The sequence below is a fragment of the Parabacteroides sp. CH2-D42-20 genome, assembly GCF_003670185.1.
Classification (GTDB): domain Bacteria; phylum Bacteroidota; class Bacteroidia; order Bacteroidales; family Tannerellaceae; genus Parabacteroides; species Parabacteroides distasonis.
The window spans coordinates 16,000-35,585 of the sequence record NZ_RAYG01000032.1; the positions used below are offsets into that span (position 1 = coordinate 16,000).

The window sequence follows — 19,586 nt, forward strand, 5'->3', positions numbered from 1 at the left end:
ATGAAAGAGAAGATTAATAAGACAAACGTGGCACGCCTGCTGGACAAGGCTAAGATCGCCTACCAGCTCGTGCCTTATGAAGTAGACGAGAATGATCTGAGCGCTACGCATGTAGCGGAGCAGCTAGGGGAAGATATCGCCCAAGTATTCAAGACCTTGATCTTACATGGCGATAAGAGCGGTTATTTCGTATGCGTGATCCCCGGAGCGGACGAGGTGGACTTGAAAAAGGCGGCCAAGGTATCCGGGAACAAGAAATGTGAGATGATCCCCGTGAAAGAGTTGTTACCGCTTACCGGTTATATCCGGGGAGGATGCTCGCCTATCGGCATGAAAAAGCATTTCCCTACATATATCCATCCTACGGCATCCGGCTTCGATAAGATCTATGTAAGCGCCGGACAACGAGGCTTGCAGATACAGATAGCCCCCGCCGATTTAATCAAGGTGGCGCAAGCTATAGAAGCGGATTTGGTCGCATGATCTAACATCGCTGAGAGTACTTCGTAAGAAGTACTCCAGTACTCCGCAAAGAGTATCGCAGTACTTCCTAGGGAGTACTGGAGTACTCCTTATGAGGGACTGAGATCAAACAGCACATGATATCTTAGAATTTCTTAAACGTATACGTTCTTCCTTCGCAGCTCATTACCAGATTCGTCACAGATGACTGCTCGATCGTGAAAGTTTGTTTAGGTGAGGTCCAATCCGTATAACGCATGAATTGTTCCAAAGGCGTACCTCCATAGTTGACCAACTCCAGATCCAGTCTCGTATCTCCCTCCAACGTCTTATAACCGAAATTCGTACGATATACGTCCTTTGCCGGGTCATATAATTGATACTCGAACAAAGAGGTCTGGAAGTTATACCAAACCGTATCCACCGTCTGGACCACCCCATTCGCCTCTACGGTTTTCAATTGCCATTTCCCTTCCAGCTTATGTTCCACCTTATTACAAGACACCAACGCCACGACAAAACAAGTTATCGCTATCAAATTTTTCATCATAATCCTCGTACTTATATACCTATATTGATTTGAAACGTCAAAGAAAAGAATTAATTTCCAAAGGACAAAGTTTTTAAGGATATCCTAGCCACAAATACCCAGAACTTTTTCTTCCTTCCCTTTGTTAATTGGGTAATTACAATACAAATATTATCCAATATGAAAACATTTATTGATAAAATGGATTATGCGGTCAAGAATTGGTGGTTATCACTATTGGTCGGACTGCTTTACATCATCGTCGCTATTTATTTAATGTTCGCGCCATTGGCGAGCTACGTAGCGCTTAGTATCTTATTCAGCGTCTCTATGTTCGTAAGCGGCTTGTTCGAGATCGCTTTCGCCTTGGCGAACAAAAAGGGTATCAGCAGTTGGGGATGGTATTTGACCGGAGGTATTATCGATTTGATCTTAGGTATATTCTTGATGGCAAGCCCGGGGCTTAGCATGGAGGTGCTTCCGTTTGTCTTGGCATTCTGGCTTATGTTCAGAGGCTTCTCGGCTACCGGTTACTCGATGGACCTGAAACGATACGGTACACGGAACTGGGGTTGGTACATGGTCTTCGGTATCTTGGCTATCCTTTGCTCCATCGGTGTTATCTGGCAACCCGCCCTAGGAGCCTTCACGTTGGTTTACATGATCGCTTATGCCTTATTAATAATAGGTATATTCCGTGTCATGCTATCCTTCGAACTGAAAAGCTTGCATAAACGGAATAAGGAAGCACAAGCGGAATAAGTCTGATTCAAGGATTAATTGGTCTATTTTTAAATTAAGAAGTGAATCAACAGCACTTTTACTACTTTTGTGTTCGATCATTAATAAAATAACGGATGAACGCAAACTTACCACAATTAGATTTGCCCCGGGATTATGTCGTAGGAAACGACATTACCGAGGCAATCTTAAACTTTTACAAGCAGACTTGCCGGTTAAAAGCAGGTATTTTCGCTTTATGCGTTGAAGGAAATTTAAGGGCATCCATCAACTTGACAGAGTACACTTTGAAACCGAATGATTTCATCACCTTGATGCCGGGAAGCATTATTCAGTTCTGTGAGCAGAAAGAGAGTTTCCGCCTTTCCTTTATAGGATTCTCATCCGAGTTCATGGACTGCGTGAACATGATAAAGTCTACGATGAGCGCCTTACCTACTATCTACGAGAATCCGATCATATCACTGAGTGAGGACCGGGCGGACTTCATTAACGATTATTTCCATTTGCTAGAGCGGGTACAAGCGAAAGAGAAATCCATAAACAGGGAGATGGTGAAACATATCCTGCTTACCATGATCCATGGGATCAGCGATTTGTATCAAGGGAAATCATGGCCTAACAAGATAACGACCCGTAGCGACGAGATCCACAAGAAATTCATCCAACTGGTGATGAAGAATTATACCTCAAAGCGGCAAACAGCTTTTTATGCCAGCCAACTAAGTATTTCTCCCCAGCACCTCTGCATGATCATCAAGCAAAAGACCGGACGTTCCGTATCCGATATCATAGCCGATATGATAATCATGGACGCAAAATCGCAATTGATGGCTACGGACTTGACTATCCAAGAGATATCTTACTCCTTGAACTTCCCGAATGTATCCTTTTTCGGTAAGTACTTTAAACGGTACGTAGGCGTATCTCCACAGAAGTTCAGAAACAGTTAAGATAAAATTTAAATGTAACAGAAAAAAAAATATCACTTTTTGCTTGTAGTTTCCAAAAAAGCGTTACTTTTGCTGCGTATTTAAAAACAAACAGACAATGAATCGATTTAGCTTTACATATTACTTTTATTACTTTTACTTTAGCAGAGTAAAGGCAGGAGTTTGTATGTAAAGCGTTGATGATTGAATATAAATATCAATAAAATATAAAGTCCTGCCGGTTTCGGTGGGACTTTTTTTGTTTGTAACAGTTTAGAGTAAAAATAGAGAAACAAGATGAAAAAGAAAGTAGCAATACAGGGAATAGCCGGTTCGTATCACGACATCGCCGCCCGTAATTATCATGAAGGTGAAGAAATAGAAATCATCCCTTGCAATACGTTTCGGGATGTTATCACGACGATCAAGAAAGACCCGTCCGTACTAGGCATGATGGCCATCGAGAATACGATAGCGGGAAGCCTCCTTCAAAACCATGAGCTGATCCGTGAAAGCGGGCTGAGCGTCACCGGCGAGTATAAGCTACGTATCTCCCATTCCTTGGTAGCGCTTCCGGGAACCTCTATACATGATATAACGGAGGTCAACTCCCACCCGATCGCATTGATGCAATGTACCGATTACTTGGATACCTTGCCCAACGCCAAGGTGGTAGAGAAAGAAGATACCGCCATGAGTGCCCGGTGGATCTCGGAAAACCAACTGAAAGGACATGCGGCGATATGCGGGAAACTGGCTGCCCAGATCTACAAGATGGAAGTCCTTGCCGAGGGGATCGAAACTAACAAACGGAATTTCACCCGCTTCCTCGCTATAGCGGACCGCTGGACGGCGGATGAGATGCTTCGAGGAACCGATAAAAACAAATCCTCTCTCGTATTCGCTCTTCCCCACACCTCCGGCAGCCTTTCCAAAGTCCTCTCCGTTCTCTCTTTTTACGACATGAATCTTTCTAAAATACAGTCCTTGCCTATTATCGGGCGTGAATGGGAATACTTGTTCTACATCGACCTTACTTTCACGGATTTTACCCGTTACAAACAAGCATTGGACGCTATCAGACCGTTAACAAAAGACTTAAAAATATTAGGCGAATATGCAGAAGGAAGACAAAGTGTGTAACATTACACCCGCTAACCGTGTAGGTAGCGTACAGGAATACTACTTCTCCAAGAAACTGAAGGAAGTAGCCGAGATGAACGCCGCAGGCAAGAACGTCATTAACCTTGGCGTAGGCAGCCCCGACCTTCCACCTTCGGAACAGACCATCGAGACGTTGTGTGAACATGCCCGCAAAGCGAACGAGCACGGTTATCAGCCGTACGTGGGCATACCGGAACTGCGTAAGGGATTCGCCGATTGGTACAAGACGTGGTATAACGTAGACTTGGACCCGAAAACAGAGATCCAACCGCTCATCGGCTCCAAAGAAGGTATCTTGCATATCTCGCTGGCATTCTTGAATCCGGGGGATGGCGTACTGGTTCCGAACCCGGGATATCCGACATATAGTTCCGTCAGCAAGCTAGTAGAGGCTCGTTTGATCCCTTACGAGTTGAAAGAGGAATTGGGATGGCAACCGGATTTCGAGGAACTGGAGAAAATGGATCTCTCCAACGTAAAGCTGATGTGGACCAATTACCCGAATATGCCCACAGGGGCGAACGCTAGCGTAGAGCTATACGAGAAACTGGTGGCCTTCGGCCGGAAGCACGGTATTATTATATGTAATGATAACCCCTATAGCTTCATCTTGAATGAGCATCCGCTAAGTATCTTAAGCATACCGGGAGCCAAAGAGATCTGCATCGAGATGAACTCCATGAGTAAGGCTCATAATATGCCGGGTTGGCGTATGGCGATGCTGGCTTCCAACGCCCAATTCGTCCAATGGATACTGAAGGTAAAAAGCAATATCGACTCCGGGCAGTTCAAGCCGATGCAATATGCGGCGGTAGAAGCCCTGAGCGCAAAGAAAGAATGGTACGATAACATGAATCGTGTCTACCGTAGCCGCCGGGACCTTGCCGGACAAATCATGCGTACTTTGGGATGCGAGTACGACGAGAACCAAGTAGGTATGTTCCTTTGGGGACGTATCCCCGACTCCGCCGAGAGCGGCGAGGCAATCGCCAACAAGGTGCTATACGAGGCAAACGTATTCCTTACGCCGGGATTTATCTTCGGTAGCCGTGGCGAGCGTTATATCCGTATCTCCCTTTGCTGCAAGAACGAGACTTTAGAAGAAGCCTTGAAGAGAATTGAGAATTTATAACTGAAAATTGAAAATTAAAATATAGATCACAAAGATGGAAATGAAGATTGAACCGTTAGCATTACCGGGAGTTGATACACAACGTCCTATCGTAATCGCAGGCCCTTGTAGCGCCGAGACAGAAGAGCAAGTGTTAGAAACAGCCCAAGGATTAGCCTCCAGAGGCGTTAAGATATTCCGTGCGGGTATTTGGAAGCCTCGTACGAAACCGGGTGGATTCGAGGGGATCGGAGCCGAGGGATTGGCTTGGTTGAAGAAAGTGAAAAAAGAGACCGGTATGCTGGTATCTACCGAGGTCGCTACTAAAGATCATGTATTCGAGGCATTGAAAGCCGGTATCGATATCCTTTGGATCGGAGCACGTACGACGGTAAATCCATTCGCTGTCCAAGAGATCGCCGATGCGTTAAAAGGGGTTGATGTACCTGTATTGATCAAGAACCCGGTTAACCCGGATTTGGAGTTGTGGATCGGAGCGTTCGAGCGTTTGTACGGAGCGGGCATTCATCGTTTGGGTGCTATCCATAGAGGTTTCAGCTCATACGACAAGAAGATCTACCGTAACCTTCCGTTGTGGCATATTCCTATCGAGCTTCGCCGCCGTATGCCGGACCTGCCTATTTTCTGTGATCCTAGTCACATTGGTGGTAAGCGTGAGTTGGTAGCCCCACTTTGCCAGCAAGCGATGGACTTGAGTTTCGACGGCTTAATCGTAGAGTCTCATTGTAACCCGGATTGCGCATGGAGCGACGCTTCCCAGCAAATCACCCCGGATGTATTGGATTACGTATTGAACCTATTGGTGATCCGTGACGTAAACCAGACTACCGAGAACCTGACCGCTCTTCGCCGCCAGATCGATGGTATCGACGAGCAATTATTGGAGCTTTTGGCTAAACGTATGCGTATCTCCAAGGAGATCGGCGTTTATAAGAAAGAGCACAATATGCCGATCTTACAGTCTCCCCGCTACAGCGAGATCTTAGAGAAACGCTCCAGCATGGGTGAACAAATGGACCTGAGCCCGGACTTTGTAAAGGAGATCTTGAAGGAGATCCATGAGGAATCCGTGCGCCAGCAAATGATTATCATGAACGAACAATAATTTATAAGATGAAAATATTGATTTTAGGCGCAGGAAAGATGGGTTCTTTCTTCACCGACCTGCTTAGTTTTGATCATGAGGTAGCCGTATTGGAGAAAGATCCGAAACGTATGCGTTTTATCTATAACGCCCTTCGCCTACAAAACCCGGAAGAGGTTAAGGATTTTAATCCCGAGTTGGTCATCAACTGCGTGACGTTAAGTTACACGATAGAGGCTTTCAAGGCCGTAATGCCTTACTTGCAACCGTATTGCATTATTTCCGATATCGCTTCCGTGAAGACTTATTTAAAGGAGTTTTATGAGACATGCGGTTTCCCGTATGTTTCCACTCACCCGATGTTTGGACCGACATTCGCCAATCTGGGGCAACTGGAGAAAGAGAATACGATTATTATCTCCGAGGGCGATCATTTGGGTAAGATATTCTTCAAGGATATTTATTCCAGCCTCCGCCTGCATATCTGCGAATACACGTTCGAGGAGCACGATAAAGTGGTAGCCTACTCACTAGGTATCCCTTTCGCCTCCACTATGGTATTTGCCGCTACGATGAAGCATCAGGATGCTCCGGGTACCACTTTCAAACGCCATATGAAAATCGCCCGCGGCCTTCTGTCCGAGGACGATTATCTATTGACCGAGATCCTTTTCAACCCCCGTACCCCTCGCCAAATCGAGCGGATACAAGAGGAATTGCATATCTTGCAAGAAATCATCAAGGATAAGGATTCCGAGAAGATGAAAGAGTATCTGACGAAGATACGGAAGAATATCGAATAAGAAATTAAGAGGGTTGTGCTGATTAATTTTTCAGCACGGCCTCTTTTAAAAGTTCTCTCCTTACCAACATAAAGGAGATAAATAACGTACACAACTCCGCCACCGGTACATTATACCAAATACTTTGGATGCCGAATAAAGAAGGATAAACGATAATACCAAAGGTTACGAATACCAAGCTACGCAGCATAGAGATAACAACCGACAGCTTAGCGTTGCCGATAGCCGTGAAATAACTGGAGGCCAATATATTCAGCCCACTCATCAAGAAGGTGAAGCAATAAATCGTTATGCCGTAATTAGCGATCGCCAAAGCGTCCAAAGCCTCTCCTCCCTTAAAGAAAAAGGACGTGATCTGTTGCCCGAAAAAGAATAAGATGGCGAATAACGTTATACCTATCATAAAATTAACACGCCCTGCTAATCTCAGCACTTTCTCGATCCGGTCCAATCTTCCCGCCCCGAAATTATAACTGATAATCGGTATAATTCCATCGGATATCCCTAAGAATACCGTGGTGGCGATAAACAGGATATAGTTAATCGCCGTAAAGGCGGCGACTCCATCCTCTCCTAAATATCGCATCATCGTTATATTGAACAAAAAAATCGTGATTCCGGCAGATAGCTCGGATATTCCTTCCGAAGAGCCATTGTATAACGCATTCCAGACCAAAGGCCAACGGAAACGTCCTCTTTGTACCGCTACGACTTGCCCTCGCTGGAACATCCGGGGAATATTGAACAGCGCTCCCAAGGTAAAGGCCAAACCTGTAGCCAATCCCGCCCCCTTAATCCCTAAACCCATTACCGGGATAAACAAAAGATCCAGACCGATATTAATCAACACCGTACTTCCCATTACGATCATGGCATAAAGCGGATGCCCCATCGCCTTAATCATATAATCTCCTAAGAACATCAATGATAATAAAGGGAAAAACGGGACAAGGGAACGAATATAATCCACGGCTCCCGTAACCAATACGTCATTCGCACCTAACATACGGGCGATATCTCCAGCGAATATATAAATCAACCCGCTAATCAAAACGGATATTCCTCCAAGAAACAAGAACGAGGTAGTTATAGCGTTATTCGCCTCTTGCCGATCCGAACGTCCGAGGTTTATACCGATCAAGGTCTGGCACCCTACTCCTATCACGATAGACAAAGCCGTCATCAAACTATAGCAAGGTAAGATCAGATTCACGCTGGCCAAAGCGTTCGCCCCGACAAACCGCCCTAATATCACACCATCGATCACCGACTGAATCCCGAGGAATAATAGGCCGCCTACTCCCGGTATCGTATATTTCAGAAATAGTCTTGAAATCTTTTGGGTTAGTAAACCACGCTCCAACTCTTGGCGATGGATCGCCTTTTCTCCACTCATTTTCATATTATCCACTTCACGTTTTTAACGACGCGAAGGTATGGCTATTGAAAACAAGAAAAATTACCCTATGATAAATAATGACTTTTCCCTATTTTTTTACGGAAGCACGGATACGGCTCAATGACTGTGGGGTTATCTGTAAATAGGAGGCGATATGTTTCAAGGGTAGTTTCAAGATCAAGTCCGGGCGGGTTTTCAGCAATGACTCATATTGTTCACGAGCTTCCATCCAGCTATCGTTTATAAAATAGTTCTCATATTCCCGAAGATAGTAATCTTGTATTTTCAATCCCCAATTGGCCAACTCAAGGGAGCTCCGGCATAGGTAATCCAATTTCGTTTTCGGCATTCTCAATAATGTCGTATTCTCCACCATTTGAACATTATAGGCGGAGATATCCCGATAAACAAAATTGATCACCTCGCTATCCGAGGCAAACCATAACGAGATATCTTTCCCCTCACGCTCCACGAAAGCCCGGACCAATCCGGTTTTCACGAACCAAACAAACGGATCTCTTTCTCCCTCCCGGATCGATAATTCTCCCTTAGCAAAAGAAACCTCTTTCATTTCTTCCAACAGCTGCCCCACGATCTCATCTGATAAAGGAGACACCTGCCTTAATTGTTCTACGAACTGATCCATAATCATTCATTTATCTTATAACCGTAAAGATATAAAAAAAGTACGATCCCAAAAACAAAGGTAATTTTGAAGGTTTGCGGATTCCAGTGATTTTACGTAATTTTGCACCGCTAAATCTAAGAAGAGGTATGAGCTGTAAATTCGAATATTATTTTTTTACGACTAAAAGCATCTTGTTCGTCCATTGGACTACGAGAGGTTCTACCGTATCCGCACCCTATTCCTTCTAATTTATCTTTACATTTTCATTTAGAACAACTCTATCGTATATCCGGCATATACGATCAAGGATTTTTACACCATCATTAATAACAGAACAATACATATGTACAATAGAATAGCGGGTTACAAACAATATTATAAATCCTTAGTAATGCTAGGGGTACCTATCATCATTGGACAATTGGGGGCTATCATCACCGGATTGGCAGACACCATCATGGTGGGACAACACAGTACGGAGGAACTAGCGGCGGCATCGTTCGTCAATAATGTAATAAACGCATTTATCATAATGGGAACCGGATTCTCCTATAATCTTACCCCGCTGATCGGACAGAATTTAGCGATGAATAAAAAGATCGTGATCGGAGGCTGGCTCAAAAACAGTCTGGTTGCCAATATGACTACCACCTTATTATTGATAGCCGTCTTACTGGGGATTTACCTAAACCTAGACTCTTTAGGCCAACCCGAAGAACTCTTGCCATTGATAAGACCTTATTTCGCAGTCTCATTAGTCTCGATCCTATTCGTAATGCTTTATAATTCATTCCGTCAATTCGTGGAAGGCATAGCCAACCCATCCATATCCATGTGGATCCTATTGACAGGGAATCTGCTGAATATCATCGGCAACTATATCCTCATTTACGGAAAATACGGAATGCCGGAACTCGGACTGCTTGGGGCAGGTATAAGCACCTTTATCTCACGTATCATCATGCTATTGCTTTTCATCGCCGTATTCATGCTGCGAACCGACTATAAGCCTTACCGGAAAGGTTTCACCCATATTCGTATCAATAAGCAGAGTTGGAGAAGGCTGAATTCCATAGGCTGGCCGATCAGTCTACAACAAGGCTTGGAAGCGGGAACATTCTGCGTCACCGCCATCATGGTGGGTTGGCTGGGTAGCCTTGAGCTTGCCGCCCATCAAATAGCTATTACCATATCAACGATCAGTTTTACCATCTATTTAGGTCTTGGAGCCGCCGTAGCGATTCGTACCAGTTATTATAAAGGGGCGAACGACTGGTATATGGTGCGTAAGATCACCATTGCCGGGCTTCATCTGGGGCTTATTGTCGTTTGTATTGTCTGCACCACCTTATTCATGACCCAATCCGGGCTTGGATTGATATTTACGGATAATCTTCATGTCAACGCAATCGTGAAGACACTACTCCCCATATTGATGCTCTATCAAATAGGAGACAGCGCACAAATCATTTTAGCGAACTCCTTACGAGGGCTAGCCGACGTGAAAGCGATTATGTGGATCTCGTTTCTCGCTTATTTCATAATAGCCATACCTGCCGGATATCTATTGGGATTCACGTTCCATTGGGGTATCGCCGGGATTTGGATGGCTTACCCATTAGGCTTCTTATGCTCCGTATGCCTGCTGGGATACCGGGCGAAAATGCAGGTAAAATCGCATCTCGCCTAATCCGATCAAGCCTTACGATTGATCCGGGAGAAACTAATAACCGCCCCGATCAAGGCCAACACACTTCCCAGCCATAACGCCGCGGGCATGCTATGGCCGGGAAATAACTTAAACATCAAGGCTACCAGCGAAGCCCCGCAAGTTTGTCCCAGCAAACGGGCCGTACCCAACATGCCACTAGCCCCTCCACTCCTACTTTCCGGAGCGGCCCCGATCATGAGGCTATTGTTAGGAGTCTGGAACAACCCGAAGCCACAACCGCAAAGCGCCATGCGCCAGATAATATCCAGATCGGAAGGATGCGCCGGTAATTCCGCCAACGAGAACAACCCTCCCGAGAAGATAATCAACCCGATACCACTCAAGACCCCGGCATTCATTTTCTCCGACAAGATCCCGGCCAAAGGGGCGCACACCATTGTCGCCAAAGGCCAAGGAGTCAATAATAAGCCGGTCGCCACCTCATCACGTCCCAGTACCCGCTGCAAGAAAAACGGGAAAGAGACCATAGCCAGCATCTGAGCGATGAAAGAAAACACAGACGTAATGATAGAAAGGGTAAAAAGAGGAATACGCAGCAAGTCTATCGGCAATAATGGATAGGCCTGCCGTTCCTCTCTCCGGACATAGAAATACCCACAGAACAATACGATAACAATCGCCGCTATTATCAATGAGATATGTACATCATGCGTGAACGCCTCGATAATCGCTATCACCAAACCGAATGTCAGCGCATTCATGAGTGCCGCCGTAACATCAAACTTACGTCCGACAGCCTTCACCGGATTTTGCGGCAAGAACTTAAAGCTCAATATCAAAGCGGTAATACCTATCGGGATATTTATAGCGAACAACCAAGGCCAGTTCCCCACGGACAATATACCGGCGGCTATCGTAGGACCAGCGGCGGCCGATACGGATACCACCAAGGCATTAATCCCCATACCTCGCCCCAGAAAACGTTTGGGATAAATAATACGGATCAAGGCCGTATTCACGCTCGCTATGGCAGCGGCGCCAAAACCTTGTAGCGTACGGGCGATAATCAGCGTAAACAAGGAATCGGATAAAGCGCAGGCCAAAGAGGTACAGCTAAATAACAGCAACCCGATCGTATACACCTTCCGATACCCCCAGATCTCTCCCATCGACGATAACGACAGCAAAGAAATCGTGATCGCCAACTGATAAGCGTTCACCACCCATATAGAAGCAGACGGACTCGTATGGAGATCGCCGGCAATCGTAGGTAAAGCCACGTTTGCGATCGCCCCATCCAACACCGACACGGTAACACCAAGCCCAATCGCTAGGATCGCCCAATAACGGCTAGGGATTGGCAAGCCATCCGGGATATTCCCTCCCGTCTGACCATTTATATTCGTTATTTCTTTATCCATACGGTATATGAAACAGAAATAGGATGTATCTGGTTTAGGAAGTATCGACCAGATCGAGTATCTTTGCCCGTATAAATGGACATGACATGGCAAAACAAGGCACTATACTAGTTGTGGATGATAATAAAGGTATCCTGACCGCCGTACAAATGCTGTTAGGAACTTGCTTCGAGAAGGTTATCACCATCTCTACCCCGAACAAGATAAAAAACACGCTGCACGACGAGAACGTGGATGTCGTATTGCTCGACATGAATTTCAGCGCCGGTATAAACAGCGGCAACGAGGGACTGTTCTGGCTCTCCGAGATCAAGAAGGCATATCCCTCGATACAAGTCGTTCTCTTTACCGCCTACGCCGACATCAATCTGGCGGTACGAGGTATCAAGGAAGGAGCCACCGATTTCGTGGTAAAGCCATGGGACAACGCTAAATTATTGGAAACCTTGCAAGCCGCTTACCAAATCCGCTCGGCTAATCATAAAGGCGGTGTCGGCAACAAGCAGTTGGTATCCAAGGAAAGCGGTATGTTCTGGGGAGACAGCAACGCCATGCAGCAACTACGGATGCTGATAGAGAAAGTAGCCAAGACAGACGCCAATCTATTAATCACGGGAGAGAACGGAACCGGTAAGGAAATGCTGGCCCGGGAAATACACCTGCTATCCCCCCGCAAGGATGAGGCCATGGTACCGGTGGATATGGGCGCTATCACGGAGACGCTGTTCGAGAGCGAGTTATTCGGCCACGTAAAAGGGGCCTTCACCGACGCCCGGACGGATCGCCCCGGTAAGTTCGAGGTAGCGAACAACGGAAGCTTGTTCCTCGACGAGATCGGTAACCTGTCTTATCATCTGCAAGCCAAATTACTGACCGCCTTGCAACGCCGTAGCATCGTACGGGTAGGCAGCAATACCCCGATCCCCATCAATATCCGCCTGATCTGCGCCACGAACCGGGACTTGCAGGAGATGGTACAGAAAGAGCAATTCCGCGAGGACTTGCTGTATCGTATCAATACGATACACGTAGAGATCCCGCCCTTGAGGGAGCGGCCGGAGGATATCGTACCGCTTACCGAGATATTCATCACGAAATATACCAACATCTACGGTAAAAAGCCCATGACCCTCACCGACGACGCCAAGGAAAAGCTGAAAGCCCAACCTTGGCTTGGTAATATCCGCGAACTGGAACATACCGTGGAGAAAGCGATTATCATCGCCGATGGTGATACTTTAGATGGCAGCAATTTCGATTTCCCCCGTAAGCGGGAGGTGCCCGTCAAGAATGACATCACTACGCTCGAGGAAATGGAGTATACAATGATCAAGGCCGCCATGGATAAATTCGGCGGTAATCTCTCGCTCGTGGCGAACCAGTTGGGTATCTCACGGCAAACGCTTTATAATAAGATCAAGCGGTATGAACTTTAAAGGCATTTATTACAGCCTCACCTTCCGCCTCGCCCTCGCTATCGGGCTGACGGCGGCACTCACCTACCTGGCCTTGGCGGAAGAATGGGGATGGTTCCTGTTCTTAGGCATCGGATGGCTGGCTGCCTTGCGGGGCATCAGCCTTTTGTTCAAGCGGAACGCACAAAAGGTAGCCTTCATGTTCGACGCGATCGACAATAGCGATTACGCTTTCAAGTACGCTACCCGTGGGCGCTCCTCCAACGACAAGCTGGTTAGCGACTCCTTAAACCGCATCACCCAGATACTTTTTCAAGCGAAAGCCGAGGCGATCCAGAAAGAGAAATATTACGAGTTGATCATGAACCAAGTGAATACGGGTATCATCGTAGAAGATGATAAGGGCAATATTTTCCAGACCAACAACGAGGCCTTGCGACTGCTGGGATTGACGGTCTTTACCCATGCCCGCCAGCTCGGACGTATCGACGAGAATCTAGAGCGCCTCATCAGCGACGTTCGTCCCGGCGAGAAACATCAGATCTCCTTTATCAACGAGCGGGGCACGGTACATCTCTCGGTCCGTGTCTCCGAGATGACGCTCCAAGAGAAACACGTCCGCATCATCGCGATCAATGATATCAACAGCGAGCTGGACGATAAGGAGATCGAGTCATGGATACGGCTGACACGGGTCTTGACCCATGAGATCATGAACTCCGTCACCCCTATCACCTCCTTGAGCGACACCTTGCTTTCCCTCCACCAGAATGTCGACGAGGAGATACAGGGCGGCTTGGAGGTAATCAGCTCTACCGGGAAAAGCCTGATCGCATTCGTCGAATCCTACCGTAAGTTTACGCATATACCGACGCCTCAGCCCTCTTTATTCTACGTCAATAAGTTCGCCGAACGGCTCACGCGGTTGGCCCGCCATCACAATAACTACCCGAACATAACCATCCGTATCGACGTGGAACCGGAGGACTTGATCGTTTACGCCGACGAGAACCTGATCACGCAAGTAGTCTTGAACCTCTTGAAGAACGCCATGCAAGCGATCGGGCACGAGCAAGAAAACGGCCTTATCTTGTTCAAGGCGTATTGCGACCCCAACGAGGCCGTTATCCTAGAAGTGACGAACAACGGCCCCATCATCCCCCCGAGGAAGCCGAGCATATATTCGTGCCGTTCTTCACCACGAAAGAAGGCGGAAGCGGTATCGGGCTGTCCATCTCACGACAGATCATGCGCTTGTCCGGCGGCAGCATCGCGTTGAGAAGCAACCCGGCCCAACGGCAGACTACCTTCGTGTTGACATTCCCGTAGCTCGTTTACCGTATCCGCATAAACGCGGACACGCGGCCGGGCGGATACGCGGACACACAAGCCCGGATACACGGGCGCGACCGTACGGGTACGACCGCGTATCCGTACAGCTGCCCATCTGTATCCGAGTAGCTACATCTTTGTATCCGGGCAGCTACATCTTTGTATCCGAGTAGCTACATCTTTGCAGCCGTACGGATACGGACGGACAGCCGGGCAGCTACAAGAGGACAGCCGTACGGATACCCGCCATCGGCCGTACGAACGTATTTCCGGCCACCGTTGGGTAACAACGAAACTATTCGTATCTTTACGCTGTTTTTTTAATTTAAAAGTATCTATACAAACATGAACTTACTAGACAAACTGAAGATCAACCACCGCCCCCGCTCCGGGGCATTGGATTTGCTAAAATATATCGGCCCCGGATTACTTGTCACCGTAGGCTTTATCGATCCCGGGAATTGGGCGACGAATCTCGCCGCGGGCTCCGAGTTCGGCTACGCCCTCCTGTGGGTCGTCACCTTCTCGTCCGTCATGCTGATCATTATCCAGCACAACGTGGCCCACCTCGGCATCGTGACCGGCCTCTGCCTCTCGGAGGCGACCAACAAATACATGCCCCGCGTGCTAAGCCGCCCGATCCTAGGATCGGCCATGCTCGCCAGCATATCCACCTCCCTCGCCGAGATACTCGGTGGAGCCATCGCCCTCCGGATGCTGTTCGGTATGCCGATCAAGGCGGGAGCGGTGATCGTCACCATCGTATGCCTCGCCATGCTATTCAGTAATACATACAGCAAGACCGAACGCTGGATCATCACGTTCGTGTCCATTATCGGGCTCTCGTTCCTATACGAGCTAGCGTTGGTCGACGTAGACTGGGGGCAGGCCGTGGTAGGCTGGGTGAAACCCACCTTCCCCGAGAACTCCATGCTGATCATCATGAGCGTACTGGGAGCCGTCGTGATGCCTCACAACCTGTTCCTGCACTCGGAGGTGATACAGAGCCGGGAATGGAACCTAGAGGACGAGTCGGTCATCAAGAAACAACTGAAGTACGAGTTCTACGACACGCTCCTGTCCATGGTGATCGGCTGGGCGATCAACTCGGCGATGATCATCTTGGCCGCCTCTACCTTCTTCAAGCAAAACATCGCCGTAGACGAGCTGGACCAAGCGCAACAGTTATTGGTACCCCTCGTAGGAAATAACGCCGGGGTGATTTTCGCCGCCGCCCTATTACTGGCGGGCATATCCTCGACCATCACATCCGGTATCGCCGGGGCTTCCATCTTCGCCGGATTCTATGGCGAGGCATACAATCATACCGACCTCCACTCCAAGCTGGGAGTCCTGCTATCGTTCGTCCCCGCCTTGGCCATCATATTCCTGATCGGCGATCCGTTCAAGGGATTGATCCTGTCGCAGATGTTGTTGAGCGTGCAATTGCCGATCACGGTCTTCACGCAAGTGTACCTCACTTCCAGCAAGAAGGTCATGGGTGTCTACGCGAACAGCCGCTCTACGACCATCATCCTCTTGCTGCTGGGAACGATGGTAACCGTCCTAAATATAGCCCTGCTCATCAGCCTATTTTAAAAAGAAATCGCTACCTTTGCCCCATTCGAAGAAAAACTATCAATTTTTAAGTATGAGCGATATCAATACAAACGAAGAAGAAGGCAAGAAGAACCTGAATTTCATTGAGGCAGCCGTAGAGAAAGATTTAGCGGAAGGCAAGAACGGAGGACGTGTACAAACCCGTTTCCCGCCCGAGCCCAACGGATACCTTCACATCGGCCACGCGAAGGCCATTTGCCTAGATTTCGGCATCGCTGAACGCCATGGCGGTATCTGCAACCTCCGTTTCGACGACACGAACCCGACGAAGGAGGATGAGGAATACGTGGAGGCGATCAAGGAGGATATCCAATGGCTGGGATATCAGTGGGGAAATATTTATTACGCATCCGACTACTTCCAGCAATTGTGGGATTTCGCGATCCGCCTCATCGAGGAAGGTAAAGCATATATTGACGAGCAGACATCCGAACAAATAGCCCAGCAAAAGGGCACGCCTACACAACCGGGCATCGAGAGCCCGTATCGCAACCGCCCGATCGAGGAAAGCTTAGCTCTCTTCAAGAAGATGAACACGGGTGAGATAGCGGAAGGTGCCATGGTACTTCGCGCGAAGATCGACATGGCAAACCCGAACATGCACTTCCGCGATCCGATCATCTATCGGGTGGTTAACCATCCGCACCATCGTACGGGCACGACGTGGAAAGCGTATCCGATGTACGACTTTGCCCACGGACAGAGCGATTTCTTCGAGGGCGTGACGCATTCCTTGTGTACCTTGGAGTTTGTCGTACACCGTCCTCTGTATGATTTATTTATCGACTGGCTGAAGGAAGGCGAGGACTTGAACGACAACCGCCCCCGACAAACTGAGTTCAACAAATTGAACCTAAGCTACACGCTGATGAGCAAGCGTAACCTGCTTACATTGGTAAAAGAGAACTTGGTAAACGGCTGGGATGATCCCCGTATGCCGACCATCTGCGGTTTCCGCCGCCGGGGTTACTCTCCGGAGTCTATCCGTAAGTTCATCGACAAGATCGGTTATACGACTTACGACGCCCTGAACGAGTTCGCCTTGCTGGAAAGCGCCGTACGCGAGGATCTGAATGCCCGCGCCATCCGTGTATCCGCCGTGATCAATCCGGTGAAACTGATTATCACCAACTATCCGGAAGGACAGGTCGAGGAGCTGGAAGCGATCAACAACCCGGAAGATCCGGAAGCCGGCAGCCATACGATCGAGTTCAGCCGTGAGTTATGGATGGAACGTGAGGATTTCATGGAAGACGCTCCCAAGAAATATTTCCGGATGACACCGGGACAGGAAGTTCGTCTGAAGAACGCCTATATCGTAAAATGTACGGGCTGTAAGAAAGACGAGAACGGTGAGATTACCGAGGTATATTGCGAATACGATCCGAATACCCGCAGCGGTATGCCGGACGCTAACCGTAAAGTAAAAGGTACCTTGCACTGGGTAAGCTGCGCCCATTGCCAAAAAGCGGAAGTACGCTTATACGACCGCCTTTGGAAGGTGGAGAACCCCCGGGACGAATTGGCCGCTATCCGGGAGGAGAAGAATTGCTCCCCGCTAGAGGCGATGAAGGAAATCATCAACCCGAACTCCTTGGAGATCCGGAAAAACTGTTACGTAGAGAAGTTCGTGGCTACCTTGCCCAAGCTTTCCTACCTTCAATTCCAGCGTATCGGCTATTTCAACATAGATAGCGAATCCACCCCCGACAACTTGGTATTCAACCGTACCGTAGGGCTAAAGGACACGTGGAGCAAGATTAATAAATAAAGAATAGTAAATGAAAAAAGACGATATCTCACGCTTGTTACAACATTATCTTTCAGCGAAGGAAGAGGGTAAGGAGCCTTATTTCGACGCTGATCAAATCGATGAAATGTTGGACAGCTTTGAAGATTCGAACGATTATACTTACTTTGATGAAGTCTTAGCCCTCGGGCTAAAGCTTCATCCCGGTAATTCCGCCTTGCAAATCAAGAAAGGCAGGCAATTCGCGTATAACGAGGATTATGAGAGCGCTCTCGCTCTACTCGAGAATATAGCGGAGACTGATAACCAAGATCTGGATATGTTAAAAATGGAATGCTATTGCTCGCTCAACCAATATTCCAAGGTTCTGGAGATCACGGAAGAGTTGATCACTAGGGATTGTGACTATTTGGAGGAAGTCTTCGAGTACATCTCCCCCATCCTGAATGATTTAGACATGAACAAAGAGGCCCGCGATTTCGTGGACCGTGGCTTGGCTTTATTTCCGGATAACTTGATCCTTAAGAATGAGCTTTGCTACATCCTCGAGACGGAAGGAGACGTTCCCCGGGCGATCGAGTTATGTAATGAGCTAATCGATAAGAATCCTTTCTCATACGAGTATTGGTTTACGCTGGGAAGGCTACATTCCATGGTTGGCGATTACGAGAAAGCGATCGAGGCTTTCGACTTCGCCTTGACGTGTGATGATTCCGATACGGAACTGAAAATATTGAAAGCGTACTGCCTGTATATGAACGAGAGCTATGAGAAGGCGATCGAGGAATATCAAGAAATCGAGGGTGATGAGGAGGTGATGCGCCGTATCTCTCCACTCATGGCGGAATGTTATATGAAGCTGGAGCAATATGAGAAGGCTTACCAACTGCTTTCCACGATCATAAACGATCCGGATATGGAGGATGGGCCGACCAATTATATCAATTATATCCGTTGTTGTACCGAGACCGAGCGTGATAATGAGGCTTCCATCATGTTATTCAAGGCGGCGCAATTGTATCCGAACAATGTCCGTCTCCTTTCTCTTTTAGCGCTTTGCTTGCTTGATAGCGGGAAAAAGGAGGAGGCTATCGCTATTACGAATAAGATATTCAAGATCATCGATAAGAAAAGTATCAATCCGGAAACTCAAGAAGAATGCAACAGCCTGCTTCATGCCGGACAATATTTGCTTTCTAAGGGAGATGTAGATAAGGCGATCTCTTATTACAAGAAAGTCCTTCAAATCAACCCGAAGACTCCAATGATTCATATCCATTTGGCTATGGCTTATCTGGATAACCGTGATATGGAAAATTTCATGGAGCATATCGGCCAAATATCCGGAGATGATCTTCTTTATTTGCTTCGTAAAGTGGGACCAGAAGTATTCGCGGACTTTACCATCGATTCCGATAAAGAGAAGAAACATATCCAACCCGAGGATCTGGTAAAAGAGTTTTTAAAGAATAAAGATAACAGTAATTAGACAATTAATAATG

Annotated in this window: 16 protein-coding genes and 1 pseudogene; 13 read left to right on the forward strand and 4 right to left on the reverse strand. The window is 47.6% G+C overall.

Translation table 11 applies throughout. The annotated features are described in order from the left end of the window. Positions 1–483, forward strand: a complete 483-nt coding sequence (gene ybaK / locus D7V92_RS17710; RefSeq protein WP_121773416.1) for a Cys-tRNA(Pro) deacylase — start codon at positions 1–3, stop codon at positions 481–483. 124 nt (positions 484–607) lie between these two features. On the opposite strand, the gene D7V92_RS17715 is transcribed toward ybaK, so the two are convergent. Next, positions 608–1,012, reverse strand: coding sequence for a lipocalin-like domain-containing protein (locus tag D7V92_RS17715; RefSeq protein ID WP_008771908.1), 405 nt, complete (start codon positions 1,010–1,012; stop codon positions 608–610). Positions 1,013–1,171: 159 nt separating this feature from the next. Between D7V92_RS17715 and D7V92_RS17720 the strand changes: the two genes are divergently transcribed. From D7V92_RS17720 to D7V92_RS17745, 6 genes are all read left to right on the forward strand, one after another. Beyond that, the gene (locus D7V92_RS17720; RefSeq protein ID WP_121773417.1) at positions 1,172–1,753 is read left to right on the forward strand and encodes an HdeD family acid-resistance protein; all 582 of its coding nucleotides are present in this window, start codon (positions 1,172–1,174) and stop codon (positions 1,751–1,753) included. 95 nt (positions 1,754–1,848) lie between these two features. After that, on the forward strand, positions 1,849–2,685 hold the full coding sequence (locus D7V92_RS17725; protein WP_005868251.1) for an AraC family transcriptional regulator: 837 nt from the start codon (positions 1,849–1,851) through the stop codon (positions 2,683–2,685). A 276-nt stretch (positions 2,686–2,961) separates the two neighbouring features. Next, positions 2,962–3,807 (forward strand): prephenate dehydratase, encoded by an 846-nt coding sequence (locus D7V92_RS17730; RefSeq protein WP_009017875.1) that lies wholly within the window; start codon positions 2,962–2,964, stop codon positions 3,805–3,807. After that, positions 3,782–4,960 carry a pyridoxal phosphate-dependent aminotransferase gene (locus D7V92_RS17735; protein WP_008780461.1) on the forward strand — a complete coding sequence of 393 codons (1,179 nt, stop codon included), beginning with the start codon at positions 3,782–3,784 and terminating at the stop codon, positions 4,958–4,960. Before D7V92_RS17730 ends, D7V92_RS17735 begins: the two co-directional genes overlap by 26 nt. A gap of 34 nt (positions 4,961–4,994) precedes the next feature. After that, the gene (locus D7V92_RS17740; protein WP_005868246.1) at positions 4,995–6,065 is read left to right on the forward strand and encodes a bifunctional 3-deoxy-7-phosphoheptulonate synthase/chorismate mutase type II; all 1,071 of its coding nucleotides are present in this window, start codon (positions 4,995–4,997) and stop codon (positions 6,063–6,065) included. An 8-nt stretch (positions 6,066–6,073) separates the two neighbouring features. Then, positions 6,074–6,847 carry a prephenate dehydrogenase/arogenate dehydrogenase family protein gene (locus tag D7V92_RS17745; RefSeq protein WP_005868245.1) on the forward strand — a complete coding sequence of 258 codons (774 nt, stop codon included), beginning with the start codon at positions 6,074–6,076 and terminating at the stop codon, positions 6,845–6,847. A gap of 22 nt (positions 6,848–6,869) precedes the next feature. On the opposite strand, the gene D7V92_RS17750 is transcribed toward D7V92_RS17745, so the two are convergent. Next, on the reverse strand, positions 6,870–8,249 hold the full coding sequence (locus D7V92_RS17750; protein WP_057327117.1) for an MATE family efflux transporter: 1,380 nt from the start codon (positions 8,247–8,249) through the stop codon (positions 6,870–6,872). An 85-nt stretch (positions 8,250–8,334) separates the two neighbouring features. Next, complete coding sequence (locus D7V92_RS17755; protein WP_199718922.1) at positions 8,335–8,898, reverse strand: Crp/Fnr family transcriptional regulator; 564 nt, start codon at positions 8,896–8,898, stop codon at positions 8,335–8,337. A 319-nt stretch (positions 8,899–9,217) separates the two neighbouring features. Here D7V92_RS17755 and D7V92_RS17760 point away from each other — a divergent pair, with 319 nt between their 5' ends. Continuing rightward, positions 9,218–10,564 carry an MATE family efflux transporter gene (locus D7V92_RS17760; protein ID WP_121773419.1) on the forward strand — a complete coding sequence of 449 codons (1,347 nt, stop codon included), beginning with the start codon at positions 9,218–9,220 and terminating at the stop codon, positions 10,562–10,564. A gap of 5 nt (positions 10,565–10,569) precedes the next feature. Here the strand turns inward: D7V92_RS17760 and D7V92_RS17765 are convergent, their stop codons facing one another. After that, positions 10,570–11,967 (reverse strand): MFS transporter, encoded by a 1,398-nt coding sequence (locus D7V92_RS17765; RefSeq protein ID WP_008771902.1) that lies wholly within the window; start codon positions 11,965–11,967, stop codon positions 10,570–10,572. Between the two features lie 86 nt (positions 11,968–12,053). Between D7V92_RS17765 and D7V92_RS17770 the strand changes: the two genes are divergently transcribed. The 5 genes and pseudogenes from D7V92_RS17770 (at position 12,054) to D7V92_RS17790 (ending at position 19,573) form a co-directional block, all read left to right on the forward strand. Continuing rightward, on the forward strand, positions 12,054–13,403 hold the full coding sequence (locus D7V92_RS17770) for a sigma-54 dependent transcriptional regulator (RefSeq protein WP_036616744.1): 1,350 nt from the start codon (positions 12,054–12,056) through the stop codon (positions 13,401–13,403). After that, positions 13,393–14,711: pseudogene (locus tag D7V92_RS17775) on the forward strand (PAS domain-containing sensor histidine kinase). The gene D7V92_RS17770 and the pseudogene D7V92_RS17775 overlap by 11 nt, the downstream one beginning before the upstream one ends. A 348-nt stretch (positions 14,712–15,059) precedes the next feature. Beyond that, positions 15,060–16,313, forward strand: coding sequence for an Nramp family divalent metal transporter (locus tag D7V92_RS17780; protein ID WP_005856333.1), 1,254 nt, complete (start codon positions 15,060–15,062; stop codon positions 16,311–16,313). Between the two features lie 52 nt (positions 16,314–16,365). After that, entirely contained in the window at positions 16,366–18,105 is a 1,740-nt protein-coding gene (locus D7V92_RS17785) for a glutamine--tRNA ligase/YqeY domain fusion protein (protein ID WP_008778287.1), read from the forward strand. 10 nt (positions 18,106–18,115) lie between these two features. Further along, complete coding sequence (locus D7V92_RS17790) at positions 18,116–19,573, forward strand: tetratricopeptide repeat protein (RefSeq protein ID WP_036616750.1); 1,458 nt, start codon at positions 18,116–18,118, stop codon at positions 19,571–19,573. The last annotated feature ends 13 nt before the right edge of the window (positions 19,574–19,586 follow it).